This window comes from Pseudomonas sp. 2822-15 (assembly GCF_002742515.1).
Taxonomy (GTDB): Bacteria; Pseudomonadota; Gammaproteobacteria; order Pseudomonadales; family Pseudomonadaceae; genus Aquipseudomonas; species Aquipseudomonas salomonii.
On record NZ_LJRY01000156.1, the window covers coordinates 486638 to 504584 of the forward strand.

The 17947-nt window shown below is 59.6% G+C and carries 15 protein-coding genes; 4 read left to right on the top strand and 11 right to left on the bottom strand.

From position 1 onward, the window contains the following. Positions 1–12 precede the first annotated feature (12 nt). Genes AOA59_RS04020 through AOA59_RS04030 form a run of 3 tightly spaced genes read right to left on the bottom strand, consistent with a single transcriptional unit; the run spans position 13 to position 2878 of the window. Complete coding sequence (locus tag AOA59_RS04020) at positions 13–1554, bottom strand: glycosyltransferase family 39 protein (protein ID WP_099486027.1); 1542 nt, start codon at positions 1552–1554, stop codon at positions 13–15. Next, positions 1551–2507: a glycosyltransferase family 2 protein gene (locus AOA59_RS04025; protein WP_099486029.1), complete on the bottom strand. Its 957-nt coding sequence runs from the start codon at positions 2505–2507 to the stop codon at positions 1551–1553. The genes AOA59_RS04020 and AOA59_RS04025 overlap by 4 nt, the downstream gene beginning before the upstream one ends. Continuing rightward, positions 2504–2878, bottom strand: a complete 375-nt coding sequence (locus AOA59_RS04030) for a GtrA family protein (protein WP_065928878.1) — start codon at positions 2876–2878, stop codon at positions 2504–2506. The genes AOA59_RS04025 and AOA59_RS04030 overlap by 4 nt, the downstream gene beginning before the upstream one ends. A gap of 222 nt (positions 2879–3100) precedes the next feature. Here AOA59_RS04030 and AOA59_RS04035 point away from each other — a divergent pair, with 222 nt between their 5' ends. Continuing rightward, the gene (locus tag AOA59_RS04035; RefSeq protein ID WP_099486031.1) at positions 3101–4225 is read left to right on the top strand and encodes an OpgC domain-containing protein; all 1125 of its coding nucleotides are present in this window, start codon (positions 3101–3103) and stop codon (positions 4223–4225) included. Positions 4226–4271: 46 nt separating this feature from the next. On the opposite strand, the gene AOA59_RS04040 is transcribed toward AOA59_RS04035, so the two are convergent. Then, positions 4272–5684: an amino acid permease gene (locus AOA59_RS04040; RefSeq protein ID WP_099486032.1), complete on the bottom strand. Its 1413-nt coding sequence runs from the start codon at positions 5682–5684 to the stop codon at positions 4272–4274. A 380-nt stretch (positions 5685–6064) separates the two neighbouring features. On the opposite strand from AOA59_RS04040, the gene AOA59_RS04045 reads away from it, so the two are divergent. Then, positions 6065–9160, top strand: a complete 3096-nt coding sequence (locus AOA59_RS04045; RefSeq protein ID WP_099486034.1) for a transglycosylase domain-containing protein — start codon at positions 6065–6067, stop codon at positions 9158–9160. A 226-nt stretch (positions 9161–9386) separates the two neighbouring features. On the opposite strand, the gene AOA59_RS04055 is transcribed toward AOA59_RS04045, so the two are convergent. From AOA59_RS04055 to AOA59_RS04075, 5 genes are all read right to left on the bottom strand, one after another. Further along, positions 9387–9869 carry a CS1 type fimbrial major subunit gene (locus AOA59_RS04055; protein WP_099486038.1) on the bottom strand — a complete coding sequence of 161 codons (483 nt, stop codon included), beginning with the start codon at positions 9867–9869 and terminating at the stop codon, positions 9387–9389. A gap of 5 nt (positions 9870–9874) precedes the next feature. Next, positions 9875–10633: a pilus assembly protein gene (locus AOA59_RS04060; RefSeq protein WP_065928872.1), complete on the bottom strand. Its 759-nt coding sequence runs from the start codon at positions 10631–10633 to the stop codon at positions 9875–9877. Positions 10634–10691: 58 nt separating this feature from the next. After that, positions 10692–11936: a hypothetical protein gene (locus tag AOA59_RS04065; RefSeq protein ID WP_065928871.1), complete on the bottom strand. Its 1245-nt coding sequence runs from the start codon at positions 11934–11936 to the stop codon at positions 10692–10694. An 18-nt stretch (positions 11937–11954) separates the two neighbouring features. Continuing rightward, entirely contained in the window at positions 11955–14477 is a 2523-nt protein-coding gene (locus AOA59_RS04070; RefSeq protein ID WP_099486040.1) for a TcfC E-set like domain-containing protein, read from the bottom strand. A gap of 115 nt (positions 14478–14592) precedes the next feature. After that, positions 14593–15090: a CS1 type fimbrial major subunit gene (locus tag AOA59_RS04075; protein WP_065912708.1), complete on the bottom strand. Its 498-nt coding sequence runs from the start codon at positions 15088–15090 to the stop codon at positions 14593–14595. A gap of 498 nt (positions 15091–15588) precedes the next feature. Here AOA59_RS04075 and AOA59_RS04080 point away from each other — a divergent pair, with 498 nt between their 5' ends. Continuing rightward, positions 15589–16098: a PadR family transcriptional regulator gene (locus AOA59_RS04080; RefSeq protein WP_065912706.1), complete on the top strand. Its 510-nt coding sequence runs from the start codon at positions 15589–15591 to the stop codon at positions 16096–16098. Beyond that, positions 16095–16862 carry a siderophore-interacting protein gene (locus AOA59_RS04085; RefSeq protein ID WP_099486042.1) on the top strand — a complete coding sequence of 256 codons (768 nt, stop codon included), beginning with the start codon at positions 16095–16097 and terminating at the stop codon, positions 16860–16862. Before AOA59_RS04080 ends, AOA59_RS04085 begins: the two co-directional genes overlap by 4 nt. Positions 16863–16938: 76 nt before the next feature. Here AOA59_RS04085 and AOA59_RS04090 read toward each other — a convergent pair whose 3' ends face one another. Both AOA59_RS04090 and AOA59_RS04095 read right to left on the bottom strand, forming a co-directional pair. Continuing rightward, a complete protein-coding gene (locus AOA59_RS04090; protein ID WP_099486044.1) occupies positions 16939–17562 on the bottom strand; it encodes a Pr6Pr family membrane protein in 624 nt (207 codons plus the stop codon). A 4-nt stretch (positions 17563–17566) separates the two neighbouring features. After that, positions 17567–17800, bottom strand: coding sequence for a VF530 family DNA-binding protein (locus AOA59_RS04095; RefSeq protein WP_010212838.1), 234 nt, complete (start codon positions 17798–17800; stop codon positions 17567–17569). Positions 17801–17947 lie beyond the last annotated feature (147 nt).

The window sequence follows — 17947 nt, forward strand, 5'->3', positions numbered from 1 at the left end:
AAACCGGCATCGCTAAAGCGCTTGGTAAAGACGCAGCTCAAGGTCTCCCGCGGGCAAATAGTCGATCGCCTGCCTCTTACCACGGTAAGGGTGATGTACGTCCAGGCTTGGATTGCCGGTCACCCACCACACTCTGCGAGCGCTGTTAGGCTCCCCGTCAGGGTCGACCAGGAAGTGCTCATCCCAAGTATCTAACATAAGTGTTAATGCTCCATACCCATTTGGCCGACTCAGCTTTTCTCTGCCAAACGATTCATCCAACAGATACAAGCCTTTATCGGAACCATTATAAAAAGCTGCGCTAAAATAAAAGAAGCCTCCTCCCACCACAACCATATCGGTCTTTCGCCGATGATCACGAATATAATTAAACACCTGCTCCATACGTACTGCTTGACCGCTTTTTACATAGCCCACCTCACTGTCTTGTTCGTAAATGGCATTTAACCCAATCAGTTCCAAACCTATAACGCAAAAAAACAACAGTGCGGAAACTGGCGCATGCGCGCGTCTGAGCCCCACTATCGCACCCGTCATTAGCAAAGGCAGCCCAGCAGCGGAAAAAGCCACATACCGTTCCAGATAAGCTGGCATTAACAATGAAAGGCAAAACAGCACGAGCATAGGCACAAAAGAAAAAAACGTCAGCAGAATGGAGAGCCGATACTGGGTCCGGTCCTGAAAAACTACCCATCCAGTCGCCACCATCATTCCTATGGGTACCAACCAGTACCCTACCCGCAAAGCCCCTTGTGGAGATAGCAACGTAAAAAACCGCCACACAGTGTCCGGTAAAGTATAAAGGTTGCCCACTGCCAACCACGCCACACTGCCGACCTCTTCTATTTTCGCGTAGTGCCTTATTAAATCAAACAGACTAAATAGCCAAGGTACATAAGCAACAGCTATCAGCGCATTACACATCCACCACACGTTGCTTGTAACGTGTGGCGCCTTCACTGAGGGATGTACGCGTAGCACGATCAAGTACAGCCAATGTGCCAAAGCAGCAAGCACCGCGTAATAGTGTGTGTAAAGTGCGGCCGTCATACACAAGGCATACAAAAGGCAATAACGATATTGCGCCGACTTTCTCATCCAATAGATCAATGCAAGTGTCGCGCCCATCAGAAACATAGCTTCCACTGCGTACATTCGGGCTTCCTGGCTCAATCGAACCGACATCGGTAACAAAGCCAGAAACAGCCCGAACACCAATGATGCTCGAGAACCGAAGACGCTGCGCGCCATCAGCACTCCCAGGGGGACCGTCAGCGTGCCGGCGATGGCACTCAGGCTCCGGATCGATAATGGTGTTTTTCCAAACACCTCCATCCAACAGTGAAGCAACAGGTAATAGAGAGGTGGGTGAACATCTCTTCCGGTGTGAAACCAGATCGCTTCAGGTGACAACGCGCTTATCCAGACACTAAAGGCTTCGTCGTACCAGACATAAGCATCCGTGATCGCGTAAAACCGAATACCGGCCGCGAGTACAGTGATCAACAGTAATATCGCAAAATGCCTTGTACCTTCTGGCTTAAGCTGAGTCATCGCCCGCTCCCTGACGCGCGCGCCGGGCGGTCATACTGGATAACATCCTTCACCACATACCTGGGCCGATGCTTGGCCTCCATATAAATCCGCCCCACATACTCCCCCAATATCCCAATCCCAATCAGTTGCACCCCGCCCAAAAACAAAATCGCGGTCATCAATGACGGATACCCCGGCACGTCATTGCCAAACAACACTTTGTCGACGATCAAAAACCCCGCATACACCAACGCCACCAGCGAAATACACCCGCCGATATAACTCCACAGCCGCAGCGGCAAGGTGCTGAATGAGGTGATGCCGTCCAGCGCCAGGTTCCAGAGTTTCCAGGCGTTGAACTTGCTCTGGCCTATGGCGCGCGGGGCGCGGTCATATTCGACGATGGCCACGGTAAAGCCGGCCCAGGACAACACGCCTTTCATGAACAGTTGCTGCTCGGGCAGGGCCTTGATCACGTCGACTACCTTGCGGTCCATCAGCCGGAAGTCGCCGACGTTTTCCTCGATGTGGGTGTAGGCAATGCGGTTGAGCAGGTGGTAGAACAGCGAAGCAGTGTGGCGCTTGAGGTAACCGTCACTGGCGCGGTTGCGGCGTTTGGCCAACACCACATCGGCGCCGTTTTGCCATTCGGCAAGCAATCGCGGAACGACCTCGACCGGGTCTTGCAAGTCCACGTCCATGGGCACCACCGCGTCACCCGTGGCGTACTCCAACCCGGCGAACAAGGCGGCTTCCTTGCCGAAGTTGCGCGAGAAGTTGATCAACATCACGTCGCGGTCAGCCATGGCGAGCGCGTGCACCCGTTCGGCGGTGCGGTCGGTGCTGCCGTCGTTGATAAACACAATCTCGACCGTATGGTTGCGCAACAAAGGCTCCTGCCGCGCCGCGCGGTAAAACCCATCCACGGCCTGCTCCTCGTTGTACAGCGGCACCACCAGCGAGATCCTCATTGGTCACGCTCGCGAAACACCACCCAGCGCGACAGTAAAAACCCGCACACCAGGCTGACCAGCGAAAACACCAGCACGGTGACCATGCCCGGCACGCCCCAGCGATCGGCCAGCCCGCCCACCACCAGGCTCAAGCCGCCCATGCACAGCATGAACAGCCCATAACGCGGCAATGAGGGCGGTATGGAAAAGGTGTAAAGCGCATTCATATAAAAGGACAGCGATGCCGCCGCCGCGAAGGCAAGAAAATTGCTAGCCGCCTGGCTCATCTCAAACGCGGTCCTGAACACAAAAAACAGTTGCCAATGGACCACCGTATTGGCGATACCAATGACCGTGTAGCTGGAGAATCCCTTCCATACTCGGCGCATAAAGTTGTCCTGTGGCGGCTGGCCCAGCAAGCCACGGCGCGCCCACGGCGTCTACTGTCAAAGTTGACAGGTAGTCCGCCCGCCACACTGAGACATTCAGTAATACCCAGCCTTTGCAATTGCTTACAAATACCGCCAACCTGCGCCCGCCCGACGTGCGGCGTGTGACAACACGCGCATTCGCCTGTCATGACTTAAACCCCAGCTCAAGAGCCCGCTGCCATGCTGAACGGACGCGACCCGCGCATCGATTTTTTTCGGGGCCTGGCGTTGATCTTCATTTTCTGGGATCACGTCCCCCACAACCCATTCGGCCAGATCACCCTGCGCAATTTCGGCTTCAGCGATGCCGCTGAAGTGTTTGTATTCCTTGCCGGTTATGCCTCAGTGCTGGCCTATGGCAAGGTCTTGCAACGCGAAGGCTACTGGATGGCCGGCCTGAAGATCCTGCGGCGCACCTGGGTGCTTTACGTGGTGCATATCTTCTTGCTGGCGATGCTGATGGGCATCGTGTTCTTCGCCAACAGCCATGTGGAAACCCGCGACCTGGTGCAGGAGATGGGCCTGACGCACTTTGTCACCCAACCACAGCAAGCATTGGTGGATGAATTGCTGCTGCGCTTCAAGCCCAACCTGATGGACCCGTTGCCCTTGTATATCGTGCTGCTGGCCGGCCTTCCGCTGGTGTTGCCGTGGCTCCTGCGCAAAACCTGGTGGGTGGTCGCGGGGTCGATGGCGGTGTACCTGCTGGCGCCACACTTGGGTTGGAACCTGGCAGCGATTGCCGATGGGGTGTGGTACTTCAACCCGGTTACCTGGCAGTTCCTGTTCGTGCTGGGCGGCGCGGCGGCGATTCATGGGCAACAACCCCGCGCGCAGGACCATCGGCCACTGCTGCGGCAGCCGTTGTTCATCATGGCAGCGACCTACGCATTGATGGCCGGCGTGATCACGATCGGCTGGCGCTGGCCCGAAGTGCATGACGCACTGATGCCGCACGCGCTCAGTGAACTGTTGTACCCGATCAGCAAGACCGACCTGTCGCCGGTGCGTCTGCTGCATTTTTTGGCCTTGGCCTATGTCACCGTCAAACTGTTGCCGGGGCGTGCCTGGACGCAAAACTGGCTGGCACAGCAGTCCTGCCGGATGGGCCGCTTTTCGCTGGAAGTGTTCTGCCTTGGCGTGTTGTTGGCGCCGCTCGCGGACATGGTCAACGCCATGGCCGGCGATGCCTTTGCCATGCAGATTTTTACCGCACTTGTGGGCGTTGCCTTGATGGCGATGTTGGGCGCCTGGCTGGAGTTCAACAAACGGCTGGACCAATCGACACGCATGGCCGCCGCCTGAAAACAAAAAGCCCCGATCAAGGGGCTTTTTGTTGTGCGCCAGGCCGTCAGGCTACGGAGCGTGCCGCAGCATGGGTCGGCTGCAACTTGAACACGTAATACAGTACCGTCAACAGCACCAGGAACGCAGGCCCTACATACAGCGCCACCCGCGTATCCGGGAAGTACGCCATCAGGCCAACCACCAGCAGCAGGAACGCCAGCGCCAGGTAGGAACTGACCGGGTACAGCCACATGCGGTACTTGAGGCTCGCCGCTTCGGCCGGGCTCAGGCCCTTACGGAACTTGAGCTGGGCGAGCAGGATCATCAGCCAGGTCCAGATCGCGCCGAAGGTGGCGATGGAGGTCACCCATACGAACACCTGGTCAGGTACCATGTAGTTGAGCAACACGCCCAGCAGCAGGGCAAAGATCGACAGCAGCAGCGCCTTGCGCGGTACGCCATTGCTGGAGGTAGTGCCGAAAGCCGCCGGCGCCTGGCCGTTCTGCGCCAGGCTGTAAAGCATGCGCCCGGTGCTGAAGATACCGCCGTTGCAGGACGACAGCGCGGCGGTGATCACCACGAAATTGATGATGCCTGCGGCGGTCTTGATGCCCAAACGTTCAAAGGTCATCACGAACGGGCTGCCCTGGGTGCCGATTTCATTCCACGGGTAGATCGACAGGATCACGAACAGCGCGCCGACGTAGAACAGCAGAATGCGCCAGAACACCGAGCCGATGGCGCTGGGGATGGTCTTCTGCGGGTTACGTGCTTCACCGGCGGTGAGGCCGATCATCTCGACGCCCAGGTAGGCGAACATCACCATCTGCAAGGACATCAACACGCCCTGTACGCCATTGGGCATGAAGCCGCCGTGAGCCCACAGGTTGGATATGCCCAGCGCCACGCCGTCATTGCCAAAGCCGAAGGCAATGATGCCGACGCCGCCGATCACCATGGCAATGATCGTGACGATCTTGATCAGCGCGAACCAGAATTCGAACTCACCAAAGGCTTTGACGGCGATCAGGTTGATGGTGCCCATGCTGATCAGTGCCGCCAGGGCCCAGATCCAGCGCGGCGTGTCGGGGAACCAGACGCCCATGTACACCGCCACGGCGGTGATTTCCGCCACGCAGGTCACCAGCCACAGGAACCAGTAGTTCCACCCGGTGAGAAAGCCTGCCAACGGCCCGAGATAATCCTGGGCATAGCGGCTGAACGAACCGGCCACGGGGTTGTGTACCGCCATTTCACCGAGGGCACGCATGATCACCAGAATGGCCAGGCCACCGATGATGTAAGAGAGCATGATCGCCGGGCCGGCCATCTCGATGGCCTTGGCCGAGCCGAGGAACAGGCCCACACCGATGCAGGCGCCGAGGGCCATCAGACGGATATGCCGTTCACCCAGTTCACGTTTGAGCGGGCCGCCTTGAGCGGTCTCGCCAGGGGGCAGTGGTTTGCCGACAGGCATAGGGAAACAACCTCATTTTGTTATTGGTTTGTCCGTCGAGTTTCCAGGGTGCAGGCCGGTAAGCCTGTGCCCTTGTCGAAACCGGGGCCGCCTCATGGACGGGCCCTTCTTGCCGGGCAAGATCAGCGGGACGTGCAGTATAAAAAGCCGGAGGCAGGGTCTTTCACTATAAAAACCATACAATTCAGTGAAAGACCCGGCTAAAAACCCACTTTACAGGAGCATCTTACCTGCGTTGAGCGACAAAACGTCGCAACCCACCCTGCATTCACACAGCCTCCAAGAAGATTCCCCCCCCCATCACAATTCCCTCACAGCTGTCGCCCAGCGACTAAGCTTCAAGCAAGTCCGATCAATCTGCATGCAGGGATCAATCGACTATGGGCGCACTGTGGCAAACCGAATCGACCAAGGCTGCGAAACTACAAGGCAGTTCGGACCCAGCGCCTTTACCCAAAAATAAACCCAGGCCCCGTTACATACGTCGCCTGTTCTGGCTGATTGTGTTGATGGTGCTGGTCGCTCTGGGGTTCGCTGCCGCCAAAGAGATACGCACCTCCGCCCTGCAGGCACGACAGTTGAGCCGCCTGGCCCACGACCTCACCTACCGACTGGAACCCGGCCCCAGCCAGGCGATGGTTTACCCCGGCGCCGGCCCGTTCGACCGCCGCTTGGGCTACAGCGACCTGGGCACCTTTTTGCCGCGCTTGCTCAAGCGTGGTTACGTGATCCAGTCCCAGGTGCAGTTTTCGCCAGCGCTGATGAGCTACGCCGGCCAGGGTCTTTTCGTGCCTTACCCGGAGAAAATCCAGGCCGGGCTTTCCATCACTGACTGCCGTGCCTTGCCCCTGTATCAGTTCCAATACCCGCAGCAACTGTACTCAAGTTTTGCCGCCATCCCGCCGCTGGTGGTCAACAGCCTGTTGTTCATCGAGAACCGTGACCTGCTCGACCCCGCCCAGCCTCAGGCCAACCCGGCGGTGGACTGGCCGCGCTTTGCCATGGCGGCCTGGTCACAAGTCGCGAAGGTAATGCACCTGCCCGGCCAGAGTGCCGGCGGCAGTACCCTGGCCACTCAGCTGGAAAAATACCGGCATTCGCCCGACGGCCTGACCTTGTCCGGCAGTGAAAAATTACGCCAGATGCTGTCCGCAGGAGTGCGCGCCTACCAGACCGGGCCAGACACCCTCGTGGCACGCCAGAACATCGTGCGCGACTACCTCAACAGCGTGCCGCTGTCCGCCGTGCCGGGGCATGGCGAAGTGCATGGCATGGCCGAAGGCTTGCGCGTGTGGTACGGCGCCGACTTCAAGCAGGTGAACCTGGCCTTGAGCAGCACCGAAAATGATGCGGCCCAGGTGGCGCAACGTGGCCTGGCTTTGCGCCAGGTGCTGTCGTTGATGATCGCCCAGCGCCGGCCGTCTCATTACCTGGCCAACGGCCGCGAAGAACTGGCGCAACTCACCGACAGCCACCTGCGCCTGCTGGCGCAGAACGCCGTGATCGACGCACCGTTGCTCAAGGCCGCCCTGGCGTCCCACGTCACTTACCGTGACTGGCAGCAACAACCGACCGTGCAGCCCATCGACACCAACAAGGGCATCAGCGTTGCGCGCAGCCGCCTCGCCGCCCTGCTCAACCGGCCGCTGTACGACCTCGATCGCCTGGACCTGGCCGCCACCAGCACCCTGCAAGCCGAGCTGCAAAGCCGGGCCACCGACTACCTCAAGCAACTGGCCGACCCGGCCTTCGCCGGCAAAATGGGCCTGCTCGGCGAGCGCCTGCTCACGCCCGCCAGCACGCCCCAGGTGCGCTACAGCTTCACTCTGTTCGAACTGACCCCTGACGGCTCGCGGGTGCGCGTGCAAACCGACAACACCGACCAACCTTTCGACATCAATGAGGGCAGCAAGCTGGAGCTGGGGTCCACGGCCAAGCTGCGGGTGCTTACCACCTACCTGCAAATCGTCAGCGAGCTGCATGATCGCTACGCCGCACAAACGCCTGCTGCGTTGAAAAAAACCGAAATCGCCGAGCAGGACCGCATCAGTCGTTGGGCGGTTGATTACCTGCTCCAGAACCCCGACAAGTCCCTGGCCAACATGCTTGATGCCGCCCTTGATCGGACTTACTCGGCCAACCCCAACGAAGGTTTTTTCACCGGCGGCGGCCTGCACCACTTCCACAATTTCCGTAACCAGGACAATGGCCGCAGCCCGTCGCTGCGAGACGCCTTGCGCGAGTCGATCAACCTGCCGTTCATTCGGTTGATGCGCGACCTGGAGCGCTACGTCACCTACGCGGGCCCCAACAACAGTGCGCAATTGCTCAAGGATGATGACGACCCACGGCGTCAGGAATACCTGGCCCAATTCGCGGATCGCGAAGGCACCACCTTCCTGCTCAAGTTCTGGAAGAAGTACCAGAAAAAAGACACCCAGGCGCGCCTCGAGACCTTTCTTGACGGGCTGCACCCCACCGCGATCCGCATGGCGGCCGTGCACCGCTACCTGTTTCCCGAGGCTGACCAGGACACCTTCAATCGCTTCGTGCGCTCACACCTGGTGAATGCCAAAACCAGCGACAAACTCACCGACGAACGCCTGCAGCGCCTGTACATCGACTACGGCCCAGGCCGCTATGATTTGCCTGACCAGGGCTACATTGCCAAGGTCCACCCGCTGGACCTGTGGCTGCTCGGTTACCTGCTCAACCACCCTGACGCGACCTTCAGCGAAGTGGTCAAGGCCGGCCAGTTCGAACGCCAGGAGGTTTACAGCTGGCTGTTCAAGAGCCGCCATCAAAGTGCGCGTGACAGCCGCATCCGCACTATGCTGGAGGTCGAGGCGTTCCTGGATATTCAGCAGCGCTGGCAGGCGGTGGGTTACCCGTTCGACCACCTGGTGCCGTCGCTGGCTACCGCGATTGGCAGCTCGGGCGATCGCCCCGCCGCGCTCGCCGAACTGATGGGCATCATCCTCAACGACGGCGTACGCGGCAAAGTGCTGCGCATCGACAGCCTGCACTTTGGCGCCGATACGCCTTACGAAACCCGCGTGGTCAACACGCCCGATGCGGGCAAACGGGTGATGCCGTCCGAGGTCGCTACCGCGTTGCGCGGCGCGTTATCGCAAGTGGTGGACGCGGGCACGGCCAAGCGTGTTTCCGGCAGTTTCGTGCAGGCCGACGGCACGCCGATGGCCATGGGCGGCAAGACCGGCACCGGCGACAACCGCATCGAAGCGATGGGCGCCGGCGGCCGGGTGATCAGTTCCAAAGCGATCAACCGCACCGCCACGTTCGTGTTCTACATCGGCGAGCGCTACTTCGGCACCCTCACCGCCTTTGTGCCAGGCAGTTCGGCGCAAAACTTCACGTTCACCTCGGCACTGCCGGTGCAGGTGCTCAAAGGCATGGCGCCGATTTTGACCCCGTACTTGCAAGGCAGCGGCACCCTGCTGTGCCACGGGGCATGACCGAAGCGCCTGGGGTGAAATGTGTGGGAGCTGGCTTGCCTGCGATGGCGGTGGTGAATTCACTATTGCTATCGCAGGCAAGCCAGCTCCCACATTTAATTTTTAGCGCTGGCAACACTGATCCCCTGTGGGAGCTGTCGAGCTTTAGCGAGGCTGAGAAAGCGCTGGGTCAGACACCTTGTATTTCGCCTGTGCCGCCGATTTCGCGGACGGCAAAGGGCATGCCTCAAGGCGCCGGAAAATCAAACAGCAGGTGCACCGTGCCGTAATACTCGCCGCCCTTGTAGCCGTCTTCCGGTTCAACGGCGGTGATTTCCAGTTCGGCGCGACGGCCCGAGCGGGCTTCATCGGCGCTGATCACCAGGGTTGAATCAAGGGTCAGCGGCACTCGGTTGAACAGCACCTGCAAATCGATGCGGTTGCGGCCACTCAACAGGTAGGGCGTGTCACCCAGGCGCGCCGCCACGCCGCCATTGATGTTTTTCACATCGAAGTTCTTGCGCAGGCGGCCCAGCCGAGCCGTCGCCAGGTCCCAGGCCAGCACTTGGTCGTGGCCCATCCAATCAGGTTCGGAGGGCAGCACATAGGCTTCATGGATCGGGATGCTGACCGACACATCAAAGCTTTGGCGTTCCTGGAACGCCTGCGCGCGATCGCCCACCAGCAAGGGCGCCATCAGTACCGCCAGTACCGTCAGTTGCTTGAACATAGTCATCACCCGTTACTGTTGACCGTCATCGGTTTTTTGCTACGGCCCTCGATCATCTGGAAGCTGAATTGGCGTTCGGGCTTTTTCTCGAACACCAGTTGGCGACCGGGCAGGATGTGGTGCTTGGTGGTGGCTTCACAGTCGGTTTTTTTCGCCACTGCACAGTCGCGGAACTCATCAAGCACCACCACGCTGTTGCCCGCATTGCGCAGGGTGTATTGGCTGGCGGTCTCGTTGATCTGCGTGTCGAAGCGGGTGTCTTGCGGGCGCACGAAAAACACCGTGCCGTAGCCGGCCATGACGTTGACCCCGGCCGCCAGTGCGTCCTTGTACTCGGCACGTTCTTGATCGGTAACGGCAAAGTCATCTTCCTTTTCCGGCACCACCGGAATGAAACGCACGCGGAAATAGCGCTCGCGGTCGCGCTGGCCCATATACAGCAAGCGCGTGCCCTGGCGCCCGCCGGCCGGCACGATCAGGCGTGCGGGGCTGGCCATCAGGCCGTCGCGGTTGGTGGTGCTGCCTTTGGCGTCGGTCATCGACGCAACGGGCACTTCCCTGGAGGTGCCGTCAGCGTTGTAGACGATCTCCAACACGTTGACCTTGATGAAGGCGGTGCTGGTGCCGCCGTTGTACACGCGCTTGAGGTAGGAACTGCGATCGCCTTCGAGGTAGTCGTAGACCACGCCGACATTGATTGCCGGCCCCGCATAAACCGCCAACGACACCAGCCACAGCCCCATCGATAACACTGCATGTTTCATGTTTGATTACGCCTTGATAATTGAACGTCGCCCACTGTTCATGAGCGGCGGATGCCACCTAGACTTCCGAATCCCAGATCACCGTGACCAGGCCCGAATAAGTGCTGCCCGGCTGCTCGAGCATGCTTTTCACATCCTCTCGCTCGACCTCAAAATGCAGGGTGCCGGGGCGGTTGTTCACGTAGTGCTGGGCCTGGAACAGCTCGGTACCCGAGCCGTCCAGCCGCAGGGGCAACTTGTTTACCGCCTGGCCGTATTGGTCGTTCAAACCAAAGGGCAGGCTGACGGCCACCTGCAACGGCACTTCATCCCCCGCGCCATTGCGCAAGCCGCAGGTGTTGCCAATCGCCAAACCACATTCGAGCTTCATCTTGAAACGCCCACTGGCGAAGATGTTGAAGGTCTGGTCGCGGAACAAACGTGAAGGCTGGCGCCCACGATTGAGCCAGGCCTGCCAGCCGCCTTCGGGCAATAGCTCAACACGGTTGCCGCCGGGTGGAAGGGTCACCGTGAGGATGTGTTCGACTTGCAAGGTGAAGTTGAAGGTGGCGATGTTGTCATCGGGGATCATGATGTCGCCGAAATCGAAGTCAGCCCCCGGCCCCATGGTGTAACTCAGGGTGCCTCGGTACTCGCCGGCCGTCATGGTCAGCGGGTTGGGGGTTTTGAGCTCGTAGCCATATTCCAGGTGGTGGTATTTCATGAAGGGTATGTGCATACCCGCCGTCACACTGCACGCCCCGGCGTTTTCGGGCACGATCCAGAAAAACAGGGCAAACGTGTTCCCCGCCGCGAGGTAGTTGATCGGCTGACACGGTGGTGCTCCGTTCCTCCAGGGTGTTGCCCAGTCCTGCCCCGGCTTGCCCCAGGCCGAAACGCCCGGTGGGTAGGCCACCTGCCAATTGGCGCCGATACCCGCGATACGCATCTGGACTGTCGCCTGTTCCCCGGTTTCTGTGTGGGTCACGGGCACATCTCGCCAGCTCGAAGGCATCTTGAAATAAGCGCCCTGGCGCGGGTTATCGGGGTTCGCCGGGACCGGACCGTTCGACGCGGCCTGGAAGTTGTTGTTACGAATACTGAAGATATTCAGCGCTTCGCACTTGGCCGGCACATGCCACGGGCACAAGCCACTTTGCGGCGTAGTGTTCTTGAACTTGTTGCTCATCGGGTTTGTAGGGTCGGGGCGAAACACTGCCGTGATCTCCTCGACGAAGGCGTGCGCCGACAGGCTCATGCCGCCCAGCGCCAGTGCCAATGCACACAGCCCCAAGCCTTTTACAGTTGCGTTAATCAAGGTCATACAATCCTGTCCATGCCATCAACCAGCGGTTTGGGGGGTGTGGGCCGCTTCTGCGAGCGTGTCCTTGGTGCAGCGCAAATCGCCGATCATCAGCACATCGCTTTCGCTTGGCGCATCGGCTGGGTCCAGACGGAACTGGCAGAGCAACTGGTTCTGGTAGCGCACTTGCAAGGTCGGTGAGCTGGCGCTCATTTCCATCGAGAAGAACCCGTCCACTTCGCTGACCCCGCGGCTGGCGTGGTTGATCACGTGATGGCCCCTAAGCGGCGCGCCGTGTTCGTCCAGCAAGCGGCCGAGCACACTGACGGTTTTCATCACGGTGATTTTTTGGTAGTCGACGCCGCCCTTGTTCAGGTGATAACTGGCGCGGGCCGGTTGAATACTCGCCGCAGGCGGGTGATTGCCTTCGAAGTCGAAGCTCACGCTGCTGCTCTTGTAAGCCGAGACCGGCACGTAGTTGCGCCCCGGCCGCAGGAGCGCTCCGCCGCCGCCGAGGTCATCAGCGCGCAGGGCGATTTCGTCGAGGTCGGTTTCCACGTCGATGATCATGCCCGCACCGTTGCCCTGATATTGGCTGCTCAGCAGCATCTGGCCGGCGCCGGCAACGAAGGTGCTGTTGAGGTTCAAGCCGCCGCTCAGGTCGCCATTGAACGAGCTGCGTTGCACGAAGCCGTCACCGCTGACTGCGTCCGTATTGAAGCTGGCCATGCCCGACAGGCCGACGCCATAGGTGTCGGTGATCGCCGTGGCCGAGACGCTTTGCAGCAAATGATCGGTGAGGTCCTGACGCAAAGTCACCGAAGCGTTGTTGTCGCGCCCGCCATCCCGAGCAGTACGGGTGCCGATGCTGCCGGAGATCTGTCGGCCTTCGGTGCCCAGGTTGACGCTGACGCTCACGTCTACGCCGCGGTTGCGGGCGTCGTTGGTACCGGCGCTGCCGGGCCGGTCGAACACCGAGAAGCGCCAGTTGGCGTCACTGCCGAACAGGTTGTCGTGACGGCTCCAACCCAGGTCGATGCCGGTACCCTCCACATTGCCTTCGCTGTGGGACAGGCGCATGTTCAGGGTGTTTTTCGCATCCAGCCGGTGGTTGACCGACAACGCCGTGTTGCTGGCCTCGCCGACGAAGGTGTTACGCCGCAGGCGTGTGCCGTCAGGCAGGGTCTCGTAGGTGTCGCGGGTATCCAGCCAACTGCGGTTATGGCTGAACACCAGATTGGTCGCCCCCAAGGTATACAGCCCTTGCAGGTCCATGCCGGTGCCGTGTTCCTGGGTCTGGTAGAGGTTGGCGTACACGCTGGTGTTGTTGGCCACCGTCCAGTCCGCCGAGCCGCCATATTGGAGTTGTTCGCGGACCTGACGGGCCGACAGGCCGAGAATCACCCGAGGGTGCGCCAGGTAGTTGAGCGACGCACCGGCGGTCATCGCGCCGGAGGCTTGTTCGTCCCAGTTACTGAACAACCTGGTTTCGCGCCCGGCGAACACGTTATAGCGCCAGCGGTCTTCGGCGTTGCGCCAGTTGCTGGGTTTGTAGACCAGCTCCTGGGTGGTGCTGGTGGTGAGGCCGTCTTCCACCAGGCGCACTTCCACTTCATAAATACCGCCGGGCAAGGGCCGGGTGTCGAGGGTTTGCAGGCCGGCGGAAACCGCCTGGGTATTGATCAACAGGCCGTTGCGGTAAATCTCCACCGCTGCCTGGCGGTTGGCGGTGACATAGATCGGGTACACGCTGGGCTTGGCGTTATTGATGGCCAGGCTGTCGGAGCTGCCATACATCAGGCCCAACGCGGTGTCGGGGCTGGCGCCGAAGCTGCGCAACTGGCGGGTCAGGCCATCGGGATTGGGGGGGAAGTGGCCCAGGCGAAAAAACTGCCCTTCGAGTTCACGCTGGGTGTACAGCTCGTGGATCGCATGGCGCATAGGCTCGTCATCGCCGCTCTGGCGCGCCAGCTGCAGGTTGAACACCTGGCTCCAATTGCCCAGGCTGGAGCTGGCTTGCAAGCCATAACGTCCGCCGAGGCTGTCCGCCTGGCCGCCGTTGAGGTTGAGCTGGTTGTTGATGATCAACCCAAGGCTGCCACCTTCAGGCTGCTCATAAAAACGCGGGATGCCACTGCTCAGTTCAACGTCTTGCGTGAGGATCGACAGCTGGGAGCTTTCCAGGTTGTAGTGGGCCGAGAGCATTTTTTCGGGGCAGGACTGGGTGCAAGCGCCCAACGCCACGCCTTTTTCCAGCAGCGCTTGCCAGGTGTCTCGGGTGGCGGCCGGGACTTTACTGTCAGCGGTGTCGGTAAATTCAAGCAAGGTGACACGATCATCGCGAGACAAAACAATCAGCGCCTCGCCCAGCAATTGCTGGTCAAGGTCCACGCGCACCGCCAACGGCACGTCGAAAAAGTGATCGGTAAACCCAGCAGGCAGCCCTTGCGCCTGGGTAATCAGGCTGCCGGGGGTGGAAGCGCCGGAAAAGGCAGGCGCAGCCAGGGCACTCGTACACATCGACAGCGCAAGCGCAGCCGCGATAGGCGTCATCGGGAACATGAACGGAACACTCTGAATGCCAAAAAACGGGGAAGGAAAACCAGGCCGGCAGACCGAGGAGGGAAATCAGCCGACCTGAAAACAAACGCCCGGGGTTATCGGGTATTTTTTGGCATCAAAGCGTTGGCAATACTGCGTCGAATACCACCGGCATTACGGCGGTGTAGGAACCACGCTGGGTCGCCGAAGGCTTGGCCGCGCTGATGCGCATCACGGCGCCGATACCTGGGGTGGAGTCGGCCTCGTTGACCACTTCCTGCGGTGCGCCGGTGAGCGTCACGCCATTGAGGGTGGTGGTCAGCGGGATGTTCTGCGCAGCATCACCGTTGAACAGTACGGCCGGGCCGCCTTCGATGTAGGCGTGGACCGAGCCGTTGGTGTTCTTGATGTCGTAGATGGCACTCAGGGGCGCCAGCTCACCGCTGACCAGGTTGTAGCTCATGGTTTCGTCACGGCCCCAGTTCGGGTCACGCGGCTGGGCGTGGAACACGGTGGTCGGGATGTTTGCCTTGAGGTTGACGGTGTGGCTGGCTTCCCCGGCAGCAAAAGCTGCAACCGAGGAAGACAGCGCCAGAACAGCCAGGGGAACGGCAACAGCAAACTTCTTGAACATGGCATTTACCTGTAGTTAGCAACATTGATTGATTCATTGCCGAGCAAATACTCGACAACGAATAGAGCGCAGTAAGCGGGTTGAGCCAACAACGCAAAACAATGATCAACTTAACTAAACAACCGGTATGCAGGCTGCTTCGCCTAGCTTCGTAGCCACAGGAAACAGGGGTCGCGGGAAAAAGATGGCATTTTGCCAAAACTTTAAAAGTTACCGTAGGAGAAGGACTACGTGATTAAAAATCCAACTAAGGAATGGGCCGTAAGAATCAGGCTACACGAAGTTATACTGCCGGAAAATTAAGGCGTACACGGCAAAACCGAGTAGTTAACCTAATTAAAGTTATAACTCTAAACTTATGAATCGTCTATACAACCTATCCGATTTTGGGCAGCCACCTCTTCACACACGGACCAGGGGCGACCGTTGGTCGCCGCGTGCTTTCGCCGCCTCAAGATATATCTTAAGTTATATCTAAATGTGAAAGAGGATAGAAAAATGCGACACGAGCATCGCAGCGAATTTGAAAAACGCGGTGGCCGCGGCCCTCGGGTATTTGCCCCTGGCGACCTGAAGCTGCTGCTACCGGCCTTGATCGCCGAACAGCCCTGCCATGGCTATGACCTGATCCGCCAGATCGAAAGCCTGTTCGACGGCGCCTACAGCCCCAGCCCCGGTGTGATCTACCCCACGCTGACCTTTCTGGAAGAAAGCGAGTTGATCAGCGGCGACGCCGAGAGTGGAAAAAAACGCTACACAATCACCGACGCCGGTCGTCTCTTCTTAAGCGAGCAAGCCGTTGCCCTGGAAGGCGTGCGCATGCGCATTGATGTCAGCAAGCGCTCGCTGCGTGGCCATGACCGCCCACCGGAAATCCACGAAGCGGTGCATAACCTGCGCCACGCCTTGCATTCGCACCACGGGCGCTGGAGCCCGGAAGAAATCGTTCGTGTCGCGGCGCTGCTCAACGGCACCGCCCAAGCCATCGCCGACGGGAAAGACCAATGAATACTCAAGCTATCCATCGCGTTACCCACGAAATCAAACGCCGCCGCCTCGAAGTACTGCGGGTGGTCGACATCACCCCACGCATGCGTCGCGTCACCTTGGGCGGGCCGGAACTGGCAGGTTTTATCAGCCTGGGCAGTGACGACCACATCAAGCTGCTGTTCCCGCAAAACGCCGCCGAGCAGGCCGCGCTGGAAAGCCCGACGTTCAACATCAAGGGCGACGGCCCGCAACCGGCCATGCGCGACTACACGCCACGGCGCTACGACCTGAGCATTGGCGAACTGGATATCGACTTCGTGCTGCACGGTGATGGCCCTGCCTCGACCTGGGCCGATCAGGTGCAGGTCGGCCAGCACCTGTACATCGGTGGGCCGCGTGGCTCGATGATCGTGCCGGACATCTTCGACAGCTACTTGCTGATCGGTGATGAAACCGCGATCCCGGCCATCGCCCGTCGCCTGGAAGAATTACCGGCCGGGCGCAAGGTGTTGGCGGTGATTGAAATCGCCAATAGCGCCGAACAGCAGCCACTGAACAGCGCCGCCGATGTAGAGGTGATTTGGGTGGTGCGCGGCCAGGACGACCTGCTTGAGACTGTGCGCAGCCTGAGCCTGCCGGGCGGTTCACTGTTCAGCTTTGTCGCGACGGAAACCAAGCTGTCGCGCCAGGTGCGCCGCGTGTTGCTGGACACGCACCAGGTCAATGAGGCGTTCCTCAAGGCCGTGGGTTACTGGCGTGCCGAGGGCAGCGAAGAAGAGTAATGCCCTCAAGCCCACTGAAGATCCAATGTGGGAGCTGGCTTGTCGGGTCGCCGCAGGCAAGCCAGCTCCCACATTTTTACGCTGCCCGTTTAAGAACTTTGTCCAACCCCACCACCGCCAACGCAATCCCAACAAACCCCGCCAAAATCCCCCCGGCATTCACAAACACCTGTGGATAACCGAGGCTGTCCACATCGATGAACGGGTACTGATACTGCCCCAGCAAATGCCCGCGCAGCAGCGCATACGCGAAGTACACCAACGGGTAGATCACCCACCCGCCAATGTGCTTGAAACGCAACGTGCCCTTGGGCACACAGCGCCACCAATAGATCACAAACAGTACCGGCATCACGTCGTGCAGCAATTCGTCGGCGATAAATTGAAAGCCGGTGGGGCTCCACAAATGCCGCAGCAACAGGTTGTAAGCCAGGCTCACCACGACGATGCTCGCGGCAATACCGCCAGTGACAGCGGGTGCCAGGAAGAAGCGCTTTGCCGCCGACTCGCGATTGAGCAGCGCATAGCTCAACACCACGACCACCAGGGTGTTGGTCAGCACCGTGAAGAAACTGAAAAAGTTGATCAGCCCGCCCAACAGGCTCGCGCCGGCCTCCCAGCGTGAATAGAAAATCAGGTATTGCTGAATCGCCAGCCCTGTCCAGCCGGCCAGCGCCGCCGTGGCCACGTACCGCTTCATGGCCTCAATCCAGCGGACGTTTGGTACGCATCAGCTTGACGTACAAGCCTTCGACCTTCTCCCGCGCCCACGGTGTTTTGCGCAGGAAGGTCAGGCTCGACTTGATGCTGGGGTCGCTCTTGAAACAGCGCACATCGATGCGTTCGGCCAGACCGCTCCATTCGTAGTGCTCCACCAACGTGGTGAGCACGTGCTGCAGGGTCACGCCGTGAAGTGGGTCGTTGCTTGTCGCGGTCATGCCAGGCCTTTTGCAAAATTAGGAAACACAGCCGCGCACCTTAGCCGACAGGGCGTAGCGGTGGAAGCACTGCATTGAATATAGCCCCTGGGAAAAAGTTCCCCTTTTCAGGCAAAAAAGAGATGTTATATTGTAACGATACTTATC